This window comes from Serratia ureilytica (genome assembly GCF_013375155.1).
Taxonomy (GTDB): domain Bacteria; phylum Pseudomonadota; class Gammaproteobacteria; order Enterobacterales; family Enterobacteriaceae; genus Serratia; species Serratia ureilytica.
The window spans coordinates 16814-39046 of record NZ_JABXOF010000004.1; the positions used below are offsets into that span (position 1 = coordinate 16814).

Annotated in this window: 14 protein-coding genes and 1 riboswitch; of the genes, 8 read left to right on the top strand and 6 right to left on the bottom strand. The window is 61.5% G+C overall.

Features of this window, described 5'->3' with window-relative positions:
• Window positions 1-143 precede the first annotated feature (143 nt).
• From HWW83_RS08960 to HWW83_RS08985, 6 genes are all read left to right on the top strand, one after another.
• A complete protein-coding gene (locus tag HWW83_RS08960; protein ID WP_176589219.1) occupies window positions 144-1205 on the top strand; it encodes an ABC transporter substrate-binding protein in 1062 nt (353 codons plus the stop codon).
• Between the two features lie 11 nt (window positions 1206-1216).
• On the top strand, window positions 1217-2026 hold the full coding sequence (locus tag HWW83_RS08965; protein ID WP_176589220.1) for an alkaline phosphatase family protein: 810 nt from the start codon (window positions 1217-1219) through the stop codon (window positions 2024-2026).
• Window positions 2023-2868 (top strand): ABC transporter permease, encoded by an 846-nt coding sequence (locus HWW83_RS08970; RefSeq protein WP_033651199.1) that lies wholly within the window; start codon window positions 2023-2025, stop codon window positions 2866-2868. The genes HWW83_RS08965 and HWW83_RS08970 overlap by 4 nt, the downstream gene beginning before the upstream one ends.
• Before the next feature lie 17 nt (window positions 2869-2885).
• Window positions 2886-3671, top strand: coding sequence for an ABC transporter permease (locus HWW83_RS08975; protein ID WP_033644383.1), 786 nt, complete (start codon window positions 2886-2888; stop codon window positions 3669-3671).
• 4 nt (window positions 3672-3675) lie between these two features.
• Window positions 3676-4668: an ABC transporter ATP-binding protein gene (locus tag HWW83_RS08980; RefSeq protein ID WP_176589221.1), complete on the top strand. Its 993-nt coding sequence runs from the start codon at window positions 3676-3678 to the stop codon at window positions 4666-4668.
• Between the two features lie 207 nt (window positions 4669-4875).
• On the top strand, window positions 4876-6525 hold the full coding sequence (locus tag HWW83_RS08985) for a sodium-dependent inorganic phosphate transporter (RefSeq protein ID WP_176589222.1): 1650 nt from the start codon (window positions 4876-4878) through the stop codon (window positions 6523-6525).
• Between the two features lie 47 nt (window positions 6526-6572).
• Here the strand turns inward: HWW83_RS08985 and HWW83_RS08990 are convergent, their stop codons facing one another.
• From HWW83_RS08990 to HWW83_RS09010, 5 genes are all read right to left on the bottom strand, one after another.
• On the bottom strand, window positions 6573-11399 hold the full coding sequence (locus HWW83_RS08990; RefSeq protein WP_176589223.1) for a hemagglutinin repeat-containing protein: 4827 nt from the start codon (window positions 11397-11399) through the stop codon (window positions 6573-6575).
• A gap of 45 nt (window positions 11400-11444) precedes the next feature.
• On the bottom strand, window positions 11445-13124 hold the full coding sequence (locus HWW83_RS08995; protein ID WP_176589224.1) for a ShlB/FhaC/HecB family hemolysin secretion/activation protein: 1680 nt from the start codon (window positions 13122-13124) through the stop codon (window positions 11445-11447).
• A gap of 385 nt (window positions 13125-13509) precedes the next feature.
• Window positions 13510-14427, bottom strand: coding sequence for a ketopantoate/pantoate/pantothenate transporter PanS (gene panS / locus HWW83_RS09000; protein WP_033651203.1), 918 nt, complete (start codon window positions 14425-14427; stop codon window positions 13510-13512).
• Window positions 14428-14570: 143 nt separating this feature from the next.
• Window positions 14571-15938: a lysine-sensitive aspartokinase 3 gene (lysC, locus tag HWW83_RS09005; RefSeq protein ID WP_033644389.1), complete on the bottom strand. Its 1368-nt coding sequence runs from the start codon at window positions 15936-15938 to the stop codon at window positions 14571-14573.
• A 108-nt stretch (window positions 15939-16046) separates the two neighbouring features.
• Window positions 16047-16241: riboswitch (Lysine riboswitch) on the bottom strand.
• A gap of 52 nt (window positions 16242-16293) precedes the next feature.
• A complete protein-coding gene (locus HWW83_RS09010; protein ID WP_004936687.1) occupies window positions 16294-18102 on the bottom strand; it encodes a cation:proton antiporter in 1809 nt (602 codons plus the stop codon).
• Between the two features lie 229 nt (window positions 18103-18331).
• Between HWW83_RS09010 and pgi the strand changes: the two genes are divergently transcribed.
• Entirely contained in the window at window positions 18332-19978 is a 1647-nt protein-coding gene (gene pgi, locus HWW83_RS09015; protein ID WP_033644392.1) for a glucose-6-phosphate isomerase, read from the top strand.
• 61 nt (window positions 19979-20039) lie between these two features.
• Here the strand turns inward: pgi and HWW83_RS09020 are convergent, their stop codons facing one another.
• Complete coding sequence (locus tag HWW83_RS09020) at window positions 20040-21476, bottom strand: capsule assembly Wzi family protein (RefSeq protein WP_033644394.1); 1437 nt, start codon at window positions 21474-21476, stop codon at window positions 20040-20042.
• 225 nt (window positions 21477-21701) lie between these two features.
• Between HWW83_RS09020 and psiE the strand changes: the two genes are divergently transcribed.
• Window positions 21702-22109 carry a phosphate-starvation-inducible protein PsiE gene (gene psiE, locus HWW83_RS09025; RefSeq protein ID WP_015379238.1) on the top strand — a complete coding sequence of 136 codons (408 nt, stop codon included), beginning with the start codon at window positions 21702-21704 and terminating at the stop codon, window positions 22107-22109.
• Window positions 22110-22233: the final 124 nt, after the last annotated feature.

Here is a 22233-nt window from a genome sequence, read left to right on the forward strand (position 1 = left end):
CGTCGCGTTTTCGCCGTTGCAATGGGTGATAAAACTGTCGCTTTTTTAAGCTGACATATAATTATCACATTCGTCCGTTAGATTGGTTTGGTCCTTGCTGGACTAGTCCAGCCATCCCCACACTACCACCTGGAGCATCAGTTATGAAACGTTTGTGCGCTTCTGTGTTAACCAGTGCCATCGTGTTATCCAGTCAGATGAGCTGGGCCGCGGATACCGATTTGGCGGCGCTGGAGCAGGCCGCGAAGAAAGAAGGCGAAGTCAACAGCGTCGGCATGCCGGACAGCTGGGCCAACTGGAAAGGCACCTGGCAAGATCTGTTGAGCAAGTACGGCCTGAAACATGTCGATACCGACATGAGCTCCGCGCAGGAGATCGCCAAATTTGATGCGGAAAAGAACAACGCCACGGCGGACATCGGTGACGTCGGCGCGGCCTTTGGCCCGGTGGCGGTGCAGAAGGGTGTAACGCAGCCGTACAAACCGTCTACCTGGGATCAGGTGCCGGAGTGGGCGAAAGACAAAGACGGCCACTGGGCGCTGGCTTACACCGGCACCATCGCCTTCATCATCAACAAGCAGCAGGTGAAAGACATCCCGCACAGCTGGGCCGATCTGCTCAAGGGCAGCTATCAGGTCACCATCGGCGACGTCGGTACCGCGTCGCAGGCGGCCAGCGGCGTGCTGGCGGCCACCTACGCCATGGGCGGCAACGAGAAAAACCTCAAGCCGGGCCTGGAATTCTTCGGCAAGCTGGCCAAGGCCGGCCGCCTGAGCCTGAGTAACCCGGTGATCGCATCACTGGAGAAAGGGGAAGTGCAGGTTGGCGTGGTGTGGGACTTCAACGGCCTGAACTACCGCGATCAGATCGACAAAACCCGTTTTGAAGTGCTGATCCCGTCGGACGGCTCGATCACCTCCGGCTACACCACCATCATCAATAAATACGCCAAGCACCCGAACGCCGCCAAGCTGGCGCGCGAATACATCTTCTCCGACGCCGGCCAGATCAACCTGGCGCGCGGCTATGCCCGCCCGATCCGCGCCGAACATCTGACGCTGCCGGACGACGTCAAGGCCAAGCTGCTGCCAGCCGAGCAGTACAAGAATGCGTACCCGATCGCCGATCCGGCGGCCTGGGAACAGAGCGCCAAAGCGCTGCCGCGCCTGTGGCAGGAAAACGTCATTATGTTTATGCAGCAGTGAGTTAACGCACCATGAAAACGATCCTCGTGCTGCTGGACGGCCTCAACTACCGGGTGGCGCACGACGCCATGGGGTATCTGCAGGCCGAATGCGCGGCGGGACGCGGGCGGTTGTACCTGCTGGAGAGCGAGTTGCCCTCGCTCTCCCGGCCGCTGTATGAATGCATCCTCACCGGCGTCACGCCAGTGGAGAGCGGCGTGGTGCATAACCACGTCTCGCGCCTTTCTCATCAACAAAGCGTGTTTCATTACGCGCGCGCCGCCGGGCTGAGCACCGCCGCCGCCGCGTATCATTGGTTCAGCGAATTGTATAACCGCACGCCGTTCGACGCCGCGCGCGACCGCCATACCGACGCCCCCGAGCTGCCTATCCAGTACGGGCATTTTTATTACGACGACGGCTATCCCGACAGCCATCTGTTCGACGACGCCGAAAGCCTGCGCCAGCGTCATCAGCCGGATTTCCTGCTGATCCACCCGATGAACATCGACGACGCCGGGCACCGCTTCGGCCTCTCTTCGCCGCAGTACCGCAACGCGGCGCGCCGCGCCGACGGCTCGCTGTCGCGCTACCTGCCCGAGTGGCTGGCGGCCGGTTATCAGGTGCTGGTTACCGCCGACCACGGCATGAACGACGATCGCAGCCACGGCGGGGTGTTGCCGGAAGAGCGCCAGGTGCCGCTGTTCGTGTTCGGCGCGGGCTTCAGCCTGGACGACGCCGATCCGCAGCAAACCGAGCTGTGCGGCACGATCTGCGATCTGTTGCAGGCGCCGCACGACAAGCCGCGCTGCCGGGCGCTGCTGGCGCAGGATGCGCGATGAACAGCAAAACCAAATGGATCGCCGCGCTGTGCCTGCTGCCGTTTATCGTGCTGTTCGGCGCGTTTCAGATCGCCCCGCTGGTGTGGATCGCGGTTCACAGCTTTTTCAGCGAGAGCAGCGGCTGGGGATGGGGCAACTATGTCGATATCCTCACGTCGCCGTTCTACCTGCAGGCCTTTCAGTTCTCGCTGGAGATCTCGCTGTGGTCGAGCGTCTACGGCTTGCTGATTGCATTAGTGGGCAGTTACTCACTTCGCCAGCTCGGCCAGACCCGCTTTCATGACTTCGTGATGTCGTTCACCAACATGACCAGCAACTTCGCCGGGGTGCCGCTGGCGTTCGCCTTCGTCATTCTGTTGGGGTTGAACGGCTGCCTGACGCTGCTGCTGCGCAAATACGGTTTGATGGAGAGCTTCAACCTCTATTCCAAGAGCGGCCTGATCGTGCTGTATACCTACTTCCAGATCCCGTTGGGCGTGCTGTTGCTGTATCCGGCGTTCGATGCGCTGCGCGCCGATTGGCGCGAGTCGGCGGCGCTGCTCGGCGCCGGCCCCTGGCGCTACTGGCGGCATATCGGCCTGCCGGTGTTGGCGCCGGCGCTGATGGGCACCTTCGTCATCCTGCTGGCCAACGCGCTGGGCGCCTACGCCACGGTGTACGCGCTGACCACCGGCAACTTCAACGTGATCCCGATCCGCATCTCAGCGCTGGTGGCGGGGGACATCTCCCTCGATCCGAACCTGGCCAGCGCGCTGGCGATGCTGCTGGTGGCGATGATGGCGTTTATCACGGTGATCCACCAATGGATGCTGCGCAGGAGTTACCTCAATGCGCGCTCATAATCGGATGGAGAATGCTCATGTCGCGTGTTGAACGCCTGTACCACCGCACGGTGACCGGCCTGCTGCTGTTGATTCTGCTGCTGCCGCTGGCGGCGACGCTGGTTTACGCGCTGGCTACCCAGTGGGGCGCCACCATTTTGCCGGACGGTTTTACCCTGAAGTGGCTGACGGCGCTGTGGAGCGATTCGCGCTTTTTGCTGGCGCTGTGGCACTCGCTGTTGATCTGCTTTGGCACGTTGCTGCTGTCAGTGGTGGTGATCCTGCCGGCGATGTTTGTGATCGCTTACTACTTCCCCAAGCTGGACGCGGTGATGAACGTGCTGATCCTGCTGCCGTTCGCCGTGCCGCCGGTGGTGTCGGCGGTGGGGCTGATGCAGCTGTTCGCCGCCGATCCGCTGCCGCTGCTCGGCACCCCCTGGATTTTGGTGGGCTGCTATTTCACCATCGCGCTGCCGTTTATCTACCGCGCCATCAGCAACAACATGCAGGCGATCAACCTGCGCGATCTGATGGACGCCGCGCACCTGCTCGGCGCCAGCACCTGGCAGGCGGCGCTGTGGGTGGTGCTGCCGAACCTGCGCAAGGGCGGAACGATCGCCGTGCTGCTGTCGTTTTCGTTCCTGATCGGCGAGTTCGTGTTCGCCAACCTGCTGGTAGGCAGCCAGTATGAAACGCTGCAGGTCTATCTGTTCAATATGCGCAACGGCAGCGGGCACTTTACCAGCGCACTGGTCATCTCCTATTTCGCCGTGGTGCTGCTCGTCACTTGGCTGGCGAACCTGCTGAATAAAAACAAGGGCTAACCCGATGGCTTATCTCAACGTCACCCGCCTGAACAAACACTATGGCCAGACCCAGGTGTTTCAGGATATCGATTTCACCGCCGAAGAGGGGGAGTTCGTCACCCTGCTGGGGCCTAGCGGCTGCGGCAAATCGACGCTGCTGCGCTGTCTGGCCGGCCTGACCCCGGTCGACAGCGGGCAAATTTTGCTGCAGGGCCAGGATCTGGTGCCGCTGGCGCCGCAAAAGCGCGGCATCGGCATGGTGTTTCAAAGTTATGCGCTGTTTCCCAATATGACGGTGGAAGGCAACGTGGCCTTCGGCCTGAAAATGCAGAAGCTGGCGGCCGGACAGATCGGCCAGCGGGTGCAGGAGGCGCTGGCGCTGGTGGAGCTGACCGATTTGGCGAAGCGCTATCCGCATCAGCTGTCGGGCGGCCAGTGTCAGCGCGTAGCGTTGGCGCGATCGCTGGTCACTCGCCCGCGTCTGCTGCTGCTCGACGAACCGCTGTCGGCGCTGGATGCGCGTATTCGCAAACACCTGCGCGAGCAGATCCGGCGCATTCAGCGCGAGCTGAACCTGACGGCGATCTTCGTCACCCACGATCAGGAAGAGGCGCTGACCCTGTCGGATCGCATCGTGCTGATGAACAAGGGGCAGATCGTGCAGAGCGGCGATGCGGAAACCCTGTATACCCAGCCGGCGGATGCCTTCGCCGCCGGGTTTATCGGCAACTACAACCTGCTGAGCGCCGAACAGGCCGGCCGCTTGACCGGGCGCAGCTATGTCGGCAAGGTGGCGATCCGCCCCGAATCGATCGGCCTGTTGCCGGCCGGACAGGGGATCGGCGGGGTGATCCTGGGTCACAGTTTGCTCGGGAATGTGGTACGGTATCGGATTCAGGTTTGCGAGGTAGAATTGCTGGTTGACGTGCTCAACCGTTCGGTGGCCGACCTGCGGCTCGACGGCGCGGAAATTGGGCTACACTTGGAACCTGTTGTATTGCGGGAAGTTGCATGACTTCGCAGCGCGGCGCCGGGGCCTTCCCGCCGCCGCATTAACCCTTCTCTTCTGCGGTCTGCCGCCCGCCCGCTGTCCTGCCAGACCCACGCCCGGCAGGCGGGACCGCGCGCTGTATCCGTCATCCTTTGGCTCGCCTCTCTGCGTCGCGTGACAAGCATCGGGTATCAGCCTCCTTTGGCCGGGCGTTAATGGAGCGTATCTTCCGTGCTGACCCTTCTTCACCTGCTTTCGTCCGTGGCGCTGTTGGTGTGGGGCACCCACATCGTGCGCACCGGGATCATGCGGGTTTACGGCGCCAATCTGCGGCGCGTGTTGAGCGACAGCGTTGAGAAAAAACCGCTGGCGTTCGTTTCCGGCATCGGCGTGACCGCGCTGGTGCAAAGCAGCAACGCCACCGCGCTGCTGGTGACCTCTTTCGTCGCGCAGGGGCTGTTGGGGCTGGCGCCTGCGCTGGTGATCATGCTGGGCGCCGACGTCGGCACCGCGCTGATGGCGCGCGTGCTGACCTTCGATCTTTCCTGGCTGTCGCCGCTGCTGATCCTGGTCGGCGTCTTCCTGTTCCTCAGCCGCAAGCAAATGCGGATCGGCCAGATCGGGCGCGTCCTGATCGGCCTTGGGCTGATCGTGCTGGCGCTGGAGCTGATCGTCGCCGCCGCCACGCCGATCACCCAGGCGGCCGGGGTGAAAGTGCTGTTCTCGTCGCTGACCGGCGACGTGATGCTGGATGCCCTGACCGGCGCGCTGTTCGCCATCGTCAGCTATTCCAGCCTGGCGGCGGTACTGCTGACCGCCACTCTGACCGCATCCGGCGTGATTTCGCTGAAGGTGGCGCTCTGTCTGGTGATCGGCGCCAACCTCGGCAGCGGCCTGCTGGCGATGATCAACGCCAGCGGCCAGAACGCCGCGGGGCGGCGCGTGGCGCTCGGCAGCCTGCTGTTCAAGCTGGTGGGCTGCATACTGGTGCTGCCGTTCGTCTCCTATCTGGCGGATTTGATGGCTCAACTGCCGGGCGGCAGCGAAGAGCTGGTGATCTATTTCCACGTGTTCTACAACCTGATCCGCTGCCTGGTGATGATCCCGCTGGCCGGGCCGATGGCGACGCTGTGCGAACGGCTGATCGTCGACGAAGCGGCCGACGATCCGCGCATGCGGCCGCGCCATCTGGACGCCAGCGCGCTGGACACGCCGACGCTGGCGTTGGCCAACGCGGCGCGCGAAACGCTGCGCATGGGCGACGTGGTGGAACACATGATGATCCTGCAGCGCGAAGTGCTGCACGGTAAGCAAGGCGTGGATAAAGAGGTGCGACGCCTCGACGATGACGTCGACGTGTTGTACACCGCCATCAAACTGTATCTGGCGCAGATCCAGAAGGAAGATCTGGGTGAGGAAGACTCGCGCCGCTGGGCGGAAATCATCGAAATGGCGCTCAACCTGGAACAGGCGGGCGATATCATCGAACGCATGGCCGGCGACGTGGGCGCCAAGTCGCACGCCGCGCGCCGCGCCTTCTCGACGGAAGGGCTGGCGGAGCTGGACGGGCTGCACGAACGGCTGATTGGCAATCTGCGCCTGGGGCTGTCGGTGTTCCTGTCCGGCGACGTCACCAGCGCCAAGCGCCTGCGCCGTTCCAAGCACCGCTTCCGTATTTTGGATCGCCGCTACGCGCACGCACACGTCGATCGTTTGCATCAGCAAAACGTGCAGAGCATCGAGACCAGTTCGTTGCATTTGGGATTGTTGGGGGACATGAAGCGCCTGAACTCGCTGTTCTGCGCCGTGGCCTACAACGTGTTGGATCAGGATGCCAAGGACGACGATCGCGACTGGGAAGACACCCCGAGCACGCTGTAAAAAAACGCCCCCGGTTTTAACCGGGGGCATTGCGTAGGGGAGGCGCGTTATTTGCCGCTGAACACGCCAGCTTTAGCATCCGCCTGTTTCGTTGAGGCATGGCCGCTGGCGAACGGCACGTTGCCGTCGACGCTTTGCTTCGCCGCGCCGCCTAGCAGCCCGCCGATCGTGGCGGCCGCATCGACGCGGCCGCCGCCCTGATAGCGCTGGCCGCTGACGTCCTGCTGGCTGACCTTGCCGCCGCCCAGTTCCACCTTGCCCTGCTGGCTGCGGATCTCGCCGCCGGTCAGTTGGGTTTGGCCGCCGACCTGCAGCGCCACGCCGTTCTTGCCGGTAATCGCCGACTGCTCGCCAACCGCGTTGTTGTTCACCACGTCGGCATTGACCTTGAGGTGCCCCTGGCGACCGGCCGGACCGGTGATGCTGTCTTTCACTGCGCCGCCGACGGTGCGTGCGCCGCGATCCCACAGCGGGCCTTGCGGTTTTTCACCGGCCGGCGTTGCCGGCAGCGTGACTTTGCCGTCGGCCTTGCTGAAGCTGACCGCGCCGGTGGTGTCCTGCTGCGGATCGAGGCGACGCGCCACGCTGTTGTACTTGTCGGTGGTGGCGTCGGCCACTTTGTTCACTCCGGCCTCCAGTTTCTCTTTCACCTTACCGGCGTAACGCGGTGTGCCGACCTTCGACAGCTTGGAGGTGATGCTGCTGCCCGGATCGTTGCTGTGGCTCAGGCCGGCATCCACATCGACCTTCACACCGTTCTCAACGTCTTTGCGGCTTTCAACGTGCAGATTGCCGCCCACCTTGCCTTGTACGCTGTCGGCATCGACGCGCGCCCCGGCGAGACGGGTGTCTTTGCCGCTGTTGATCGCCACGTCGCCCGCGGTGATGCCGGTGTTGGCGTGGATGGTTTTATCCTGCTGTTCCACGCCGACCTTCAGACCGGCGCCCAGCGTGTGGGTATCTTTGCCAGTGTTCGGGTCGACCTTGCCGCCGGCGTCCTTGTTGAAGGTTTGGCCGCCTTTGGCGTTGGCTTTGATGCCCAGGCTCCAGTTGTCCTTATGCTGCTCGTTTTTGGCGGACTCCAGCAGGATGCCGCCGTTTTTCGCCTCGAGCGCGGCACTGCCGCCGCTGACTTTGGCGCCCTGCAGATGCAGCGCGTCATCGCCTTTGCCGTTGGCGGACAGGGTGACCTTGCCGTCTGAGGCGATAGTGGCGCCCTGACGCTCGGTCGTGGACTCATTCACCTTGGCGATGTCGAAGGCGCCGCCGGCGGAGAGGTTGCCGCCGGTTTTTTCCTTGCTGTCGCTGCTGCCGGCGCCCAGATCGATATTGCCGGACAGCTTGCTTTCCTTACGCGTTTGGGTCGATTCCGCCGCCTGCAGTGCGACCTTGTTACCCGCGCTCAGGCTGACGTCGCCCTGGCTCTTGACGTTGGTGCCCTGCAGCGTCAGATCGCGGCCCGCCTTCAGCTCAACGCCCTGTTGGCCACTGACGTTGCCGACCTGCGCGGTGCTGCTGCTGCTTTCGCCGTTGTGGGTGCCGCCGCCGAACCCGGCGCCGAAGTTTTTACTGTCGGCGGTGAAACCGCCCTTGGCGGAGGCTTTGACGTTAAAGCCGCTGTGGCTTTCGCTCTGCTTGTCGCTGGCCTGATCAAGGCGGATATCGCCGCCGGCGTTGACGGCGGTTTTACCGCTGCCGCCGTTCAGCGCGGTGCCCTGATAGACCGCGTCTTTTTTCACGTTGACGTTGATGCCGTTGGCCGCGTCGATCGAGCCGGTCACCGCCTGGCTGGCGCTGCTGTTGCTGCGCTGGGTGCCGCCTTCGCCCTTGGCGTCCACGGTCAGATCGCTGCCGGTGGAGGTGTAGACGCGCACGCCGGCGCTGCCGCGGGTATCGCGGCTCTGCTCTTCCTGACGATTTGTCGCAGCTTCGCTGCGGTGGCTGTCCGCCGTCAGCGTGACCGCGCCTTTGCTCGCCTGATATTGCGTGCCCTGATCGCGCACTTCGCCTTTGGCGTTGATGCCGATGCTGCCGGCTTTCACCGAGCTGACCACCGCCTGCGAGCTGCTGCTGCGTTTTTCGCTGCTGCCGCCCTGTGCGCCGATATCCAGGCCGACGTTAGGCGCGCCGATGCCGCCGATGTCGTTGATGACGCCGGTGGCGTCCAGCTTGGCCGCCTTGCCGACCGCGCGTTCGACCGGACGGGTCACGGCGCTGTAATCGACGTTGGCGCCGATGTTCACGCCGACGTCGGTTTTGGTGGTGGTGCTGCTGGTGGTGTCGGCAGCGGCCAGGTGATCGACGTCCGCGGCGTTTTCTTGATAGGCGCCGCCGACGCTGTGCTGTGCGCCTTGCTGGGTCAGCTTGTCACGGGCGTTGACAGTCAGGTTGCCTTTGACGTCGCTGCCGGAGGTGACGGCCTTGCTGCTCTGCGCCTGCGTTTTGCTGTTCTCGTAACCGGCCTCTACGCCGCTGCCGAGCTTGTCGATGCCACCGGTGTAGTAGAAACCGCCACCGACCTTGGTCTGCTCGGTGTTCGAGGTGGTTTTGTCGTCGGCCGCCAGGAACGAAACCTTATTGCCGCTGACGCTGGCGTCGCCTTTGTCGGCGACCAATTTGGAGCCGCTGAAGGTCACGTCCTTATCCGCTTCGAGCTTCACGCTGCCGCCGCTGAGGGTGGCGCCACGGTTCTCGGTGCGGGTAGTTTTCTCGCTGTCGCGGGTGTGTTCGATGCGTACACCGGCGCGGTATTGCTTGTCGCCGGCTTCTTTGGCGTAGCCGTTGACGGTAAGCGCGGTCTTCTGCTCGTCGATGTTCTGCTGCTGCTCGGCGGCCTTGACGTTGATGTTGCCGGTCTGTGAGGTGACGTTCAGTTCGCCGCCGCTGGCGACCTGGCTGCCGATCACGTCGGTATCCTTACGGCTGACCAGCTTCAGGTTGGTGTCGGACTTCAGTTCGCTGGCGGTACTGCTCTGGTAGCTGTTGTCTGCCTTGTGCGAGCTGCTGGTGATGTTGAACACGGTGCCGGTGCGCGCGTCGATTTTGTCCACGGTGGTGCTCAGCGCGTTGTCGATGCGCAGGCCGCCGTGGGTGGCGGTGACTTCGCCACCTTTCTGGCCGCGCGCCTTGCTGCCGGTGATGGTGACGCCCTGCTGGCCGTTCAGGCGCAGGGTGCCGCCGCTGGTCAGTTCGGAAGCGTGGCTGACTTCGCGGCGGTTGCTGTTGTTCTTGTTGTCGCCGCCGCCGATGCCGCCCCAGGAGGTTTTGTCATCGCGCACCGCTTTGGCGTTGGCGGTTTTCTGCACCCCGATCTGGATCTGGTTGTCTGCGTCGATCGTCAGATCGCGCTGGGCGTGGACCCTGGCGCCCTGGGTTGCGACATTGCGGCCGGCTTTCAACGTCAGTTCGCCCTGGCTGCGCAGTTCGCTGGCCTTCAGGCTTTCGCTTTCGTCGCTGCTGCTCCAACTGCCGGTGCGCAGGCTGGAAGTGTGATTGCGCTGGTAGCCGCGTTCGGTGGACTTATCCTTCTCCACCAGCCCGGCGAGGTGCACGTCGCGTGCCGCTTTGATGCTCAACGCCCGGTCGGCGCTGACGTTGGCGCCCAACAGTTTCACATCTTCCTGGGTGCTGATGAGTTTGGCGTTGCCGCTGGCGGCGACGGTGCTGCCCGCCTGTTGTTGTTGCTCATGCTCGCGGGTGACGTCGTATTGCCAGGAATAGAACCAGCGGTCGTCGGTGTGACCCTGAGTCTGCTTCAACTGCTGACCGTCGAGCGTCAGCTTGCCGCCCTGGAGGGTGATGTCTTCGCCGCGAATATCGGTGGCGGTAAGGTGTGCGTGGTTATCCGCCACCAGACTGATGTTTTTGCCTTTCAGCTCGGTGCGGGTCAGCTTCTGGCTGCTGCTGCGATCGTTGACATAGATGCCGCCTCGGTAGTTCTGGTAGTTGTCGCCGCCGTTGCGGTTGCTGCTGGCATCCTCAACGCGGCTTTCGCTGCGAATATCGTAGGCCTTCACCTTGAGCTCGTCGCCGGCGGCCAGCGTGCCGGCCAGCTTAACGCCGCTGCCCTGCGCGGTGTTGATGATGTTGATGCGCCCGGCCTGCATGCTGCCGAGGTAGTAGCTGTCCAGCGCGGTCGTCGGTTGTTCGCTGGCCAGCACCTTGCCGTCGCGCGCCACGCGGTTAAGGCCGCTGATGGCGTTGATCGCCGCCGGCGTCACGCTGCCGTTGCGATGGGTGAAGTCTTGTACGATCACGTCACCACGGCTGTCGATCTTCGGTGCGATCAGATCCAGCACGCCGCCGGCGTTCAGTGTGCCGCTGAGGCTCAGGGTATTGCGGTTGCCCAGGGTGCTGTAGCCCTGCAGCAGGCCGTTCTCCACCAGCGGGTTGCCGACCACCAGCGAGGAGCGGCTGGTGTTGATGAACCCGCAGCCCTGGCAGCTGATGCCGTTCGGGTTGGCGAGCACGTAGTCGGCCGCCATGCCGAAGATCTCTTGCTGGCCGTGCAGCAGAGAAGGGTTACGGCCGATCACTTCGTTGAGGATCACGTTGGCTTCACGTCCGCCCAGATTGGGGTTGGCGCCCAGCTGGCCAGCCAGCTGCGACAGTCCCGCCTCGCGGGAGTTGTTCAGCACCGCGCCGGGCTGGTTGACGTTGAAGTCCTGATATTGGTTGTGCGACAGCCCGTTACCGTTCGGCGCGACGATGTCGACCACCTGGGCACCGGTCGCGGCGGTGGAAACGCCGGGGCCGTTGGCGCCGTTGGCCGCGACGATCTCACCGGCGTAGGCGCCGGCGGAAGCGGCGAGAATTATCGCCAGCGCGGCGGCCAGTTTGCCTGCCGCCGAAAGTCTGAAGTTATTATTTTTCATCCATGTATCTCCGTATATTGCCGTGGGGTCCTGCAAAACTGCTGATTAAAAGGTGTAAGAAAAGCGCGCCAGCACCTGAACGGGATCTTCAGGCGTGGCGTGGTTCGACAAAATCCAGCCGCGGCTGACCTCCAGATCGACCAGCGCCTGCCGGTAGCGTAACGTGGCGCCGCTGCTCACCCCGGCGCTGCTGCGCCAGCCCGAGTTGTCCTGACGCGGCAGAATGCGGCCGACGTCGGCGCCAAGGCGCGGCGTCAGCGTGGCGGCACCTAAATTGAAGCTGCGCGACAGCGTGTTCTGCAGATACCAGCCGTTGTCGCCGGACTGGGTGCTGCGGCTGAAGCCGCGCACGGCGCTGCGATCGGTAAGGCTAAGCCACTCCACGCCGGGCAGTGGGTCGCGGCTGTATTGGCCGTAGAACAGGTTGTTGAGCTGATAGGTGGCGTCACCCAGCTTGAGGCGCTGGCTCAGGTTGGCGAACAGCTTGCCCTTGGTGAATTGACTGTCGAGGTGCACCGAACTCGGGTGGCGATCGGCACCCAGCCAGGGCAGGCCCTGCTCGACGCTGAGGTTGGCGCTGAATACCCCATGGGGCAGAATTTGCAGGTGGCTGGCGCTCAGCTCGGCCAGGGTCAGCGTTGGGCTGCTGACCTCAAGACGCACGCTTTCGAAGTAGTTGTCGATGCGCTTGTAGGTTAACTGGCCGCTCAGGCTGTCTATCTGATCGTGATCGCGATAAAACACGTAATCGCTGCGCAGACCGTACTGTTGGGTCTGGCCGTGCAGTTTGACCACGTTGTGCGGCAGCTGCTGGTGGTTCTCATAGGACGAGAAGCTGGCGAACCCGCTGAAGGTGAACGCGCCGTACGGCAGCGAATAGAGCAGGGTGTAGGCGCGATTGTAGCGGTGAGCCGGGTTTTCCAACGTGCTGTTGGCGTTCAGGCTGACGAAGTCCGACAGGCCGAACGGGCTGTCCAGCGTGGCGGTGGCGCGTGCCAGCCACTGGCCGGTGCTTTTCTGGCCGTAATTATCCGTGCCGGCGGTAATCAGCCAGGGCTTGGCGTGCTGATTGCGCAAACGAATGACCGAGCCGCCAACCTGGCGGCCGGGTAATATATCCAGCTTGGTGGTATTCGATTGCAAACGATTGGCCTGATCCAATCCTTGATCGAGTTCGGTTAATTTCAGCGGCTTGCCTTCCAGCCCCGGAAATAATAAACGGCTGTTGACCCAGCGATCGCCGCCTTCTATTTTCTCGATAAATCCTTCGGTGACGCTTAACCCCAATTCTCCCTGTGAATTAGGGCGAACAATTTGCACGCGCGCGGTGATATAGCCTTTTTGCACATAAAGGCGCGTTAATTCGCGGGTCAGGCGATTGATATCATTGCTGCTGATGCAGTTTTCCGGCAGCGCGCTCAGGGCGGATAAATCGGTCGGCGAGAGCAGGGTGACGCCCTGCAGATAAACGCCGGCGATCGGCAGGCACTGCGCGGATTGCGGCAGGGCGGGCGCGGCCGGTTCCGGTTCCGCCAGCAGGCGCTGTTGCTTCAGTTGCTGATAGCGGCGCTGTTCAATCAGCTGGTTGACTTCACGCGTGCTGTCTTGCAGCGCGCGGCGTGATTCCCCCATCGACATATCCCGCATCATGTGGGAATCCGGCAGGGTTTCAGCGGAAAGGGCCGTGCTGACCAGCAGCATCAAGGCGGTGATTTTTTTTATCATTGTAATCCATTATGAGAGGCTGCCGGGGCAGCCAGCCCAATCCATGAGGTTAACCACGGGCGACCGACGGCCGGCCCGAAATAATGAGCGACATGCACATTGCGAGGTATCTCGATTTGCCGCAGCAAATAAGACGGTGGGTATAGATCTAAATAATAATTAGGCTGCTTCTTTTTTGGCGGGCAACCCTGGTGACTTAATTAATTAAAAAAAGTGGAGCATCTCTCCCCCTTGCCAACATTATCGGCATGGATAGGAAGAATCTGAATTTTTATTTTTAACGGATGATAGAGGATGGGGGGAATTATGACAATCCGACCAGTGGGAAATACGAAATTTCGCAGAGAAGAACGGGGGCGCAAATGTTTGCGTCCCCGCAGGCGGTTTATTTTTTCTTGATGGGGCGTCCAGACCAATAACCCGCCAGCAGCGAGCCGGAGAGATTGTGCCAGACCGAGAACAGCGCGCCCGGCAGCGCGGCCAGCGGCGAGAAGTAGATTTTGCCCAGCGTGGCCGCCAGCCCGGAGTTCTGCATGCCGACTTCAATCGCCAGCGTGCGGCAGGTGGATTCGTCGAAGCCGAACAGCTTGCCGCCCCAGTAGCCGCTCAACAGACCGATGCCGTTGTGCAGGATCACCGCGACGATCACCACCAGGCCGACCGAGGCGATGTGGCTTTGGCTGCCCGCCACCACCGCGCTGATGATCGCCAGGATGCACACCATCGACAGCGCCGGCAGCAGCGGCTCAATGCGCTTCACCGTTTTGGTCAGGGTATGGTGGACGATCAGGCCCAGGCCGATCGGGATCACCACGATCTGCAGGATGCTGAGCAGCATGCCCATGATATCGACGCTGATTTCGGCATCGACGTACAGGCGGGTCAACAGCGGCGTGGCGAACACCCCCACCAGCGTCGAGACCGCCGAGATGGTTACCGACAGCGCCACGTCCCCCTTGGCCAGGTAGATCATCACGTTGGACGCGGTGCCGCTGGCCACGCTGCCCACCAGCACCATGCCGGCGGACAGATCCGGCGGCATGCGGAACAACATCGCCAGGATCCAGGCCGCCAGCGGCATGATCAGATAATGCAGGAAGATGCCTGCCGCCACCGGGCCGGGGCGTGCCAGCACGCGTTTGAAGTCGTCGAGCCGCAGCGTGACGCCCATGGCGAACATGATCAGCATCAGCAGCGGGCTGACGTAGGGGCCGATGCCGGTAAAGGTGCTCGGCGTGTAATAGGCGGCGACGGACAGCAGTATCGCCCAGAGGGGGAATAAGCGCGTGAGTATTGCCAGCATGCAGGTTTTCCTTAGCCAGATTGAGAACGGTGGGTGTGGTTGTGTTTTTTTGCGGGTTCAACAAGCTGAACCCCTGCCGGTTTTGAACGGATTTTTTAGACGCAGGGGCGCAGCATGCTGCGCCCGCAATCAGGGATAATGACTTATTCGAACAGGTTGTGGTGCAGGGTGCGCACCACCTGCTCGGCTTCTTCGCCCGGCACCAGGAAGCACAGGTTATAGCTGCTGGCGCCGTAGCAGATCAGGCGGATGTTGAACGGATCGAGCACGCCGAACACCTCTTTGCCCACGCCGCAGGCCCGCGACAGCTGGTTGCCGATGATCGCCACCAGCGCCAGGTTTTCTTCCACTTCCACCCGGCACAGCGACGACAGCTCGGTCAACAGCGAGGTGGTCAGCAGGCTGCCGCCGACGGAGGTGGCGCCGGTGGTGTCCATGGTCAGCGCGATGCTGACTTCCGAGGTGGTGATCAGATCGACGGAGATATTGTGGCGCGCCAGAATGTTGAACACCTCGGCCAGGAAGCCGCGCGCGTGCAACATGTTCAGGCTGTGCAGCGTCAGCAGCGTTTGCTTGCGGCGCAGCGCCAGCGCGCGGAACAGCGGCGGGTTCTCGGTGGTGTTGCACACCAGCGTGCCGCCGGCCGCCGGATCCTTGCTGGAGCCGACGAACACCGGAATATCGCTGCGCACTGCCGGCAGCAGGGTGGCCGGATGCAGCACTTTGGCGCCGAAGGTGGCCATTTCCGCCGCCTCTTCGAAACCGATTTTATCGATGCGCTTGGCTGCCGGCACCACGCGCGGATCGGTGGTGTAGATGCCCGGCACGTCGGTCCAGATATCCACCCGGCCGACGCCGAGCGCCTCGCCGAGCAGCGCGGCGGTATAGTCGCTGCCGCCGCGGCCGAGCGTGGTGGTGCGGCCTTTCGGTTCGCTGCCGATAAAGCCCTGGGTGACCACCAGCGCTTCTTGCAGACGCGGCTGCAACTGCGCCTGCGCCAGTTCGCTGAGCGCGGCGCTGTCCGGCACGGCGCGGCCGAAGTGATCGTCGGTGCGCATCACTTTACGCACGTCGAACCATTCGGCCTGCACGTTGCGGGCGCGCAGGATTTCAACGAACAGCAGGGTGGACATCAGCTCCCCATGGCTGACCAGCTCGTCGGTCAACGCCGTCGAGGTGGCCAGCGACGCGGCCTCCGACAGCATGGCGATGTTTTCCAGCAGGCGGTCTATCTCGTCGCGGATCACCGCAGGTGCCGCGAGGCGATCGAGGATGGCGTACTGGATGCGACGAATTTCATCAAGCTGGTAGTTGCGCTTCTCGGCCTCGCAACCTTCGGCCAGGGCGACCAGCAGGTTGGTGACGCCCGCCGAGGCGGACAACACCACCAGGCGGACCTGCGGGTTGGCCAGCACGACGTCGGCGCTGCGGTTCATGGCTTCAAAGTCGGCGACGCTGGTGCCGCCGAACTTGGCTACCACGGTGGAATTCTGGGGTACTGCTTGGTTCATGTAGAAACCTCGTGTCAGGGATGCCCGTTTGGGGGCACTGTAATTCCATAGCCTTGGCACAAGGGGAGAGCGGTAAACAGGGGGCAGGCGTAGAGGTCAGGCTACGATACACCCAGAAGCGCCCCACCTTGTCGATCGCCCTGCGGGCGATCCCCTGGTGACAACCCAGGGGATTCAGCCCCTGTAGTCGATACGATAATGGCCGGCCATTACCCTACCTCGGCGTCGCTCCCCCTCGGGTGCCGTCAACGGAGAAACGGCTCCTCTGACACTCTACCTGGGCGACGCGCCTCTTCTGGCTTGCGCACCGGGTGCGCAAGTAGGCTGTTAGGAATAGCCGGTTATCGTCATTCTGTCAACGTACAGACGGTGAGGGATTTTCATCTTGCACCAGCGCGATAAGCGTACAGGGCATCGCAGGCGTGGAACCGGCGCCAATCGGTTGCAGAGAACCGTCTTCCTTTTGGCTGAATAACGGGATAACGCCCTGATGTTTTTCCAAATACTCCAACCAACCGAAATTTTCGTTCAATTTGGTCGCTTTGATGGTGGCCCCCCTGGCGAGCAGGCTGCTCAGACGGCCGTAGGTGGCTTCCTGATTAAATAAAATTTCGTGCCGGCGGAAACGCGAACTTTCCGCGCTGGCGCCGCGCCCTTTCAACGGCGCCCCCGAACGAATGGCGAACACGTGATCCTCGCCGAAGAGGTGGCCGAAGTGATAGACGGCCAGCGCGTTTTGGTGACGATTGGGCGACAGCGCCAGCACCTGGGCGATATTGCTCAGATCGAGATAGTTCTCGGCGTGTTCGGAGTAGGCGTGGCCATAGTAGGCCGGAATGCCGTCCATGCGCGCCTGACGGTAGTATTCCCAGCTGCTGTCGGTGACGATCACCGGCACGTTCAGCTTGATCAGCGCCTGCGCCAGCATGCGCGCCACGCTGTTGGCGCCGACGATCAGCACGCCGCGCGGTTTCTGCTGCTGCACCCGCAGCCAGCGCGCCATCATGCCGCTGGTCAGGCTTTGCAACACCACGGTGCCGATGATGATGGCGAACACCACGGTCACCAGCCGGTCGGCGCCCTGATAGCCGCTGCGCTGCAGCGTCAGCGCGAACAGCGAGCTGACCGCCGCGGCGACGATGCCGCGCGGGGCGATCCAGCACAGCAGCAGCCGATCGCGCCAGTGCAGGGAAGAGCGCCAGGTCGACACCGCGATGCACAGCGGCCGGGCGATGAACTGCACCGCCAGCAGCAGCAGCAGCAGCGGCCAGCCCATGTTCCACAGCGCCTGGATGTCGAGCCGCGCCGCCAGAATGATGAACAGCGCCGAGATCAGGATCGCCGACAGCTCCTCTTTGAACGCCAGAATATCGCTGGTATCCACGTCGCGCATGTTGGCCAGCCAGATGCCCATGACCGTGACGGTCAGCAAACCGGATTCGTCGGCGATGGCGTTGGAAACGCCGAAGGCGGTCAGCATGATCGCCAGCACCGCCAGGTTCTGCAGGTAGCGCGGCAGCCAGACGCGGCGCAGCGCCAGGCCGAGCAGGTAGCCGAACAGCGCGCCGGCGATCAGGCCGACGGCGGCGGTCACGCCCAGCGTCCAAAACAGGTGGGTATAGGATTCCGCATTCTGCTTCAGCACGATGAACTCGAACACCAGCAGGGTGAAGATGGCGCCGACCGGATCGATGACGATCCCTTCCCAGCGCAGCACCTGGTTGATATTGGCGTTCGGCCGCACGACGCGCATCAGCGGGGCGATCACCGTCGGCCCGGTCACCACCGTCACCGCGCCGATCAACGCCGCCAGCTCCGGCGGGAAATCCAGCAGCCACCAGCTGGCGAGGCTGATGACCAGAAAGGTGACCAGCATGCCGACGGTGACCAGATTGCGCACCACGCCGCCAAGGCCGCGAATTTCCTCGAAACGCAGCGTCAGCGCCCCTTCGAACAGGATGATCGCCACCGACAGCGACACCAGCGGAAACAGCAGATCGCCAAACAGCAGATCCGGCTGCACCAGATGCACCGTCGGGCCGAGCACGATGCCGAACAGCAGCAGCGGCAAGATGGCCGGCAGGCGCAGCAGCCAGGCCAGCCACTGCGCCAGCAGCGACGCCAGGCCGATAAGCACCAACATGAGTGGGGCGGATAATTCCATAAGCGAGATCCCTTTCAAATGACGAAATAAGCGACGATGACACAGCCTGATGACAATTCGGCAACCCCGATAACAGGCCGTTAGCCAAAAGTATAGAGTGAAAGCTGAAACGAGGCGGCAATGCGTTGACAGTTAGCGCCTATCGCAAGAAAAGCGATCATAATCACAGTCGAACAGGCTACAATCGGACAAACGCGTCATTTTTATTCTCAAGCCTAAGAGTGTTGCTATGAAAAATATCAATCCTAGTCAAACCGCTGCTTGGCAAGCCCTGCAGCAACATTATGCACAGATGAAAGACGTACGGATCGCCGACCTGTTCGCCGAGGACAGCGATCGTTTCTCCAGGTTCTCCGCGACCTTCAACGATCAAATGTTGGTGGACTATTCCAAGAACCGCATCACGCAGGAAACCCTGGAGAAGCTGCAGGCGTTGGCGAAAGAAACCGATCTGCAAGGCGCCATCAAATCGATGTTCGCCGGTGAGAAGATCAACCGCACCGAAGATCGCGCGGTGCTGCACATTGCCCTGCGCAACCGCAGCAACAGCCCGATCCTGGTCGACGGCAAAGACGTGATGCCGGAAGTGAACGCAGTGCTGGCCAAGATCAAACAGTTCTGCGCGCGCGTCATCGGCGGCGAGTGGAAAGGTTACACCGGCAAGCCGATCACCGACGTGGTGAACATCGGCATCGGCGGTTCGGATCTCGGCCCTTACATGGTGACCGAAGCGCTGCGCCCTTATAAAAACCACCTGAACATGCACTTCGTCTCCAACGTTGACGGCACCCACATCGCCGAAACGCTGCAGCCGCTGAACCCGGAAACCACGCTGTTCCTGGTGGCGTCCAAAACCTTCACCACTCAGGAAACCATGACCAACGCCCACAGCGCGCGCGACTGGTTCCTGAGCAGCGCCGTCGATCAACAACACGTGGCCAAGCACTTCGCTGCGTTGTCCACCAACGGCAAAGCGGTGGCCGAGTTCGGCATCGATACCGACAACATGTTCGAATTCTGGGACTGGGTCGGCGGCCGTTACTCGCTGTGGTCGGCGATCGGTCTGTCGATCGCGTTGTCCATCGGTTACGACAACTTCGAGCAGCTGCTGAGCGGCGCGCACGCCATGGATAAGCACTTCGCCGAAACGCCGGCGGAGAAAAACCTGCCGGTGCTGCTGGCGCTGATCGGTATTTGGTACAACAACTTCTTCGGCGCCGAAACCGAAGCCATTCTGCCGTACGATCAGTACATGCACCGTTTTGCCGCTTACTTCCAGCAGGGCAACATGGAATCCAACGGCAAGTACGTCGATCGCAACGGCAATCCGGTGGATTACCAGACCGGCCCGATCATCTGGGGCGAGCCGGGCACCAACGGCCAGCATGCGTTCTACCAGCTGATCCACCAGGGCACCAAGCTGGTGCCGTGCGATTTCATCGCGCCGGCCATCAGCCATAACCCACTGGGCGATCACCACGCCAAACTGCTGTCCAACTTCTTCGCCCAGACCGAAGCGCTGGCGTTCGGCAAGTCGCTGGAGACGGTGGAAGCCGAGTTCGCGGCGCAGGGTAAAACCCCTGAGCAGGTCAAACACGTGGCGCCGTTCAAAGTGTTTGAAGGCAACCGTCCGACCAACTCGATCCTGCTGCGTGAAATCACCCCGTTCAGCCTGGGCAGCCTGATTGCGCTGTATGAGCACAAGATCTTCACCCAGGGCGCAATCCTGAACATCTTCACCTTCGATCAGTGGGGCGTGGAGTTGGGCAAACAGCTGGCCAACCGCATCCTGCCGGAACTGGCGGGCAGCGAGAAAATCAGCAGCCACGACAGCTCGACCAATGCGCTGATCAACCGCTTCAAGGAATGGCGCTAATTGCCTGATCTGAGCCAATAAAAAAACCCGCCGCGGCGGGTTTTTTTACGTCTGCGAAAAGTTACAGGTTGATCGGCACTTCGAAGCTGACGCCGGCGCCCACGTCATCGGCGGTGCTGTGATCGTTGTCGGTGTACCACAGGCTGGTGTCGAACTTAACTTGAGACGGGAAGGTGTAACCCCAGCCGAGCTGAATGCCCTTCAGCGTATCGGATTTCGGGAACGCCTGGTTGATGCTTTGGCTCAGTGGGTTCACCTTGGCGTAAACCACGCGGGTGCTCCAACGCTGGCTGTCGTCCAGCACCAGCTCGACGCGGCCGGACAGCATCTGGCCGTCGCCGCCCATCGCGTGGCCCAACGGGTAACCCTGTTGGTAGTAGCCGCCTTTGTAAGTGTAGTGAGTGTACACATAGTTTTTACGGCTCATATCCGAACGGGTGTCTGACCCTTCGATATACCAGTTGATGGTGGTCGGACCCCATTCCGGGTGACCTTCCAAACCGAGCAGATAGGTATTTTGCGACGGCAGATAGCCCGCTTCATCTTCGCCCACCAACTGACCGTACAGGCTGACCGGCAGGCCGATCAAAGGCTGCATTTTCAGCTTGAAGTCGAAACCGGCCAGCTGGTTGCCCGGATCGTTGCCTTTACCTGAATCATCGTTATCTTTACCGGTAAAACCATCCCAGAACGAGCTCCATGACTGCGGACGGCCTTCACCACCCCACATCATGATGCGCGATGCCCCTAATTCCAGGAAGTCGGTCGGCATCATGGTGAAACGGCCGCCGATCAGTTTGGTGTGCGGTACAGAACTGTACTGCGACAGCTGGCCGGCGGACAACTGGTATTGCCAGCGGCCGATCCACGACAGCCACGGCGTTTCAAACGGCGATTGGTCGGCGCGCTGCAGCATAAAGCCGGCGACCGGGCGCGCGGCGTCGGAGCGGATCAGGCTGCCGTCGTAACCCGGGCCCCACCACTGGGAGACCTCGCCGAAGGAGAGCCATTGGTTCCAGATTTTCACCGCGCCGTAGGAGCCGTTCATATTGAATTTGGAGCCGTCGCTGACGCGCTGGTCGCCTTCCACCGAGCCCTGCAGACGCACGTCCCAGAACTCGCCGTTGGCGCCGGCGCCGATGGTCAGGCGATCGTCGGCGTACTCGTTTTGGCCGAAGCCCTGCGGGGTGCCGGGTTTATCGGTCGAGGCGTAACCGCTGACGCGGATGTTGGCTTTCAGGGCGTCAACGCGGCGTTGCACGCGGTCGATGACGTTTTTCTCGGTATTGGTGACCGGTTTGGCCTGCGCGATAACGGAACTGATCTCTTCCTGACTCAGCGGCCAGGTGGACAGGCTGACGTTGATGACGCCGCGGTCAGACAACCAGGCGAGATCGTTACGCAGATCGTTGTCAGGGGCTACCAGGCCGGCGGCGTGGCCGGACAATGCACAGGTAAACAGGCCCGCAGCGACCAGTCCGTTAAGTTTAGCGCGCATAAAGAATTCCCTTGTTAATTCGAGGTTATTGGTTTTATGTAAAGATCTCTGTGACCCATGATAGTTGACATTTCGATTTGCTACAAATCTATAAGTCAGAAACATCTTATTATAACTTTATGAATTAAATGGGGTTTAAAGTGCTTTCGCGAAGGGCGTAATTTTTAGGACAATGCCTATATTGGCAAGCTTGAATCATATAAGCGGTATTCAGAGAGAGGTTTTATGGCAAAAACGTCGCGTTCGATAATGATAGCGAAAGGGCTGCAGCGAGTGCTGAACGTGGGCCTTCTGCTGTTGGCGGCAATTCTGGTGGTGTTTCTGGTCAAGGAAACCATCCATCTGGCGAAGGTGTTATTTATCAACAGCGAAGAGTCGTCTTCTTACCTGTTGATTGAAGGCATCGTGATTTATTTTCTGTACTTTGAATTTATCGCCTTGATCGTCAAGTATTTTGAGTCGGGTTATCATTTCCCGCTGCGCTATTTTATTTATATCGGCATTACCGCGATTATTCGTTTGATTATCGTGGATCACAAAAATCCCATCGACACCCTGATCTACGCGGCGGCGATATTGGTGCTGGTGGTGACGCTCTATCTGGCCAACACCGATCGGCTGAAACGGGAGTAGCGATAAAAATGGCGGCCAGAGGCCGCCAAAGACACAGGATATAATTACCCGTCGTCTTTCAAGCGACAGCGTTGTTGACTGCACTCGCTAACCCCAGTTACTTACTGAAGTAAGCGCCTGGGCT

What these genes read in the sequence shown, in the direction of transcription:
- HWW83_RS08960 (WP_176589219.1), top strand. Translation starts at nt 144, where the DNA reads ATGAAACGTTTGTGCGCTTCTGTGTTAACCAGTGCCATCGTGTTATCC.
- HWW83_RS08965 (WP_176589220.1), top strand. Translation starts at nt 1,217, where the DNA reads ATGAAAACGATCCTCGTGCTGCTGGACGGCCTCAACTACCGGGTGGCG.
- HWW83_RS08970 (WP_033651199.1), top strand. Translation starts at nt 2,023, where the DNA reads ATGAACAGCAAAACCAAATGGATCGCCGCGCTGTGCCTGCTGCCGTTT.
- HWW83_RS08975 (WP_033644383.1), top strand. Translation starts at nt 2,886, where the DNA reads ATGTCGCGTGTTGAACGCCTGTACCACCGCACGGTGACCGGCCTGCTG.
- HWW83_RS08980 (WP_176589221.1), top strand. Translation starts at nt 3,676, where the DNA reads ATGGCTTATCTCAACGTCACCCGCCTGAACAAACACTATGGCCAGACC.
- HWW83_RS08990 (WP_176589223.1), bottom strand. Translation starts at nt 11,399, where the DNA reads ATGAAAAATAATAACTTCAGACTTTCGGCGGCAGGCAAACTGGCCGCC.
- HWW83_RS08995 (WP_176589224.1), bottom strand. Translation starts at nt 13,124, where the DNA reads ATGATAAAAAAAATCACCGCCTTGATGCTGCTGGTCAGCACGGCCCTT.
- panS (WP_033651203.1), bottom strand. Translation starts at nt 14,427, where the DNA reads ATGCTGGCAATACTCACGCGCTTATTCCCCCTCTGGGCGATACTGCTG.
- lysC (WP_033644389.1), bottom strand. Translation starts at nt 15,938, where the DNA reads ATGAACCAAGCAGTACCCCAGAATTCCACCGTGGTAGCCAAGTTCGGC.
- HWW83_RS09010 (WP_004936687.1), bottom strand. Translation starts at nt 18,102, where the DNA reads ATGGAATTATCCGCCCCACTCATGTTGGTGCTTATCGGCCTGGCGTCG.
- pgi (WP_033644392.1), top strand. Translation starts at nt 18,332, where the DNA reads ATGAAAAATATCAATCCTAGTCAAACCGCTGCTTGGCAAGCCCTGCAG.
- HWW83_RS09020 (WP_033644394.1), bottom strand. Translation starts at nt 21,476, where the DNA reads ATGCGCGCTAAACTTAACGGACTGGTCGCTGCGGGCCTGTTTACCTGT.
- psiE (WP_015379238.1), top strand. Translation starts at nt 21,702, where the DNA reads ATGGCAAAAACGTCGCGTTCGATAATGATAGCGAAAGGGCTGCAGCGA.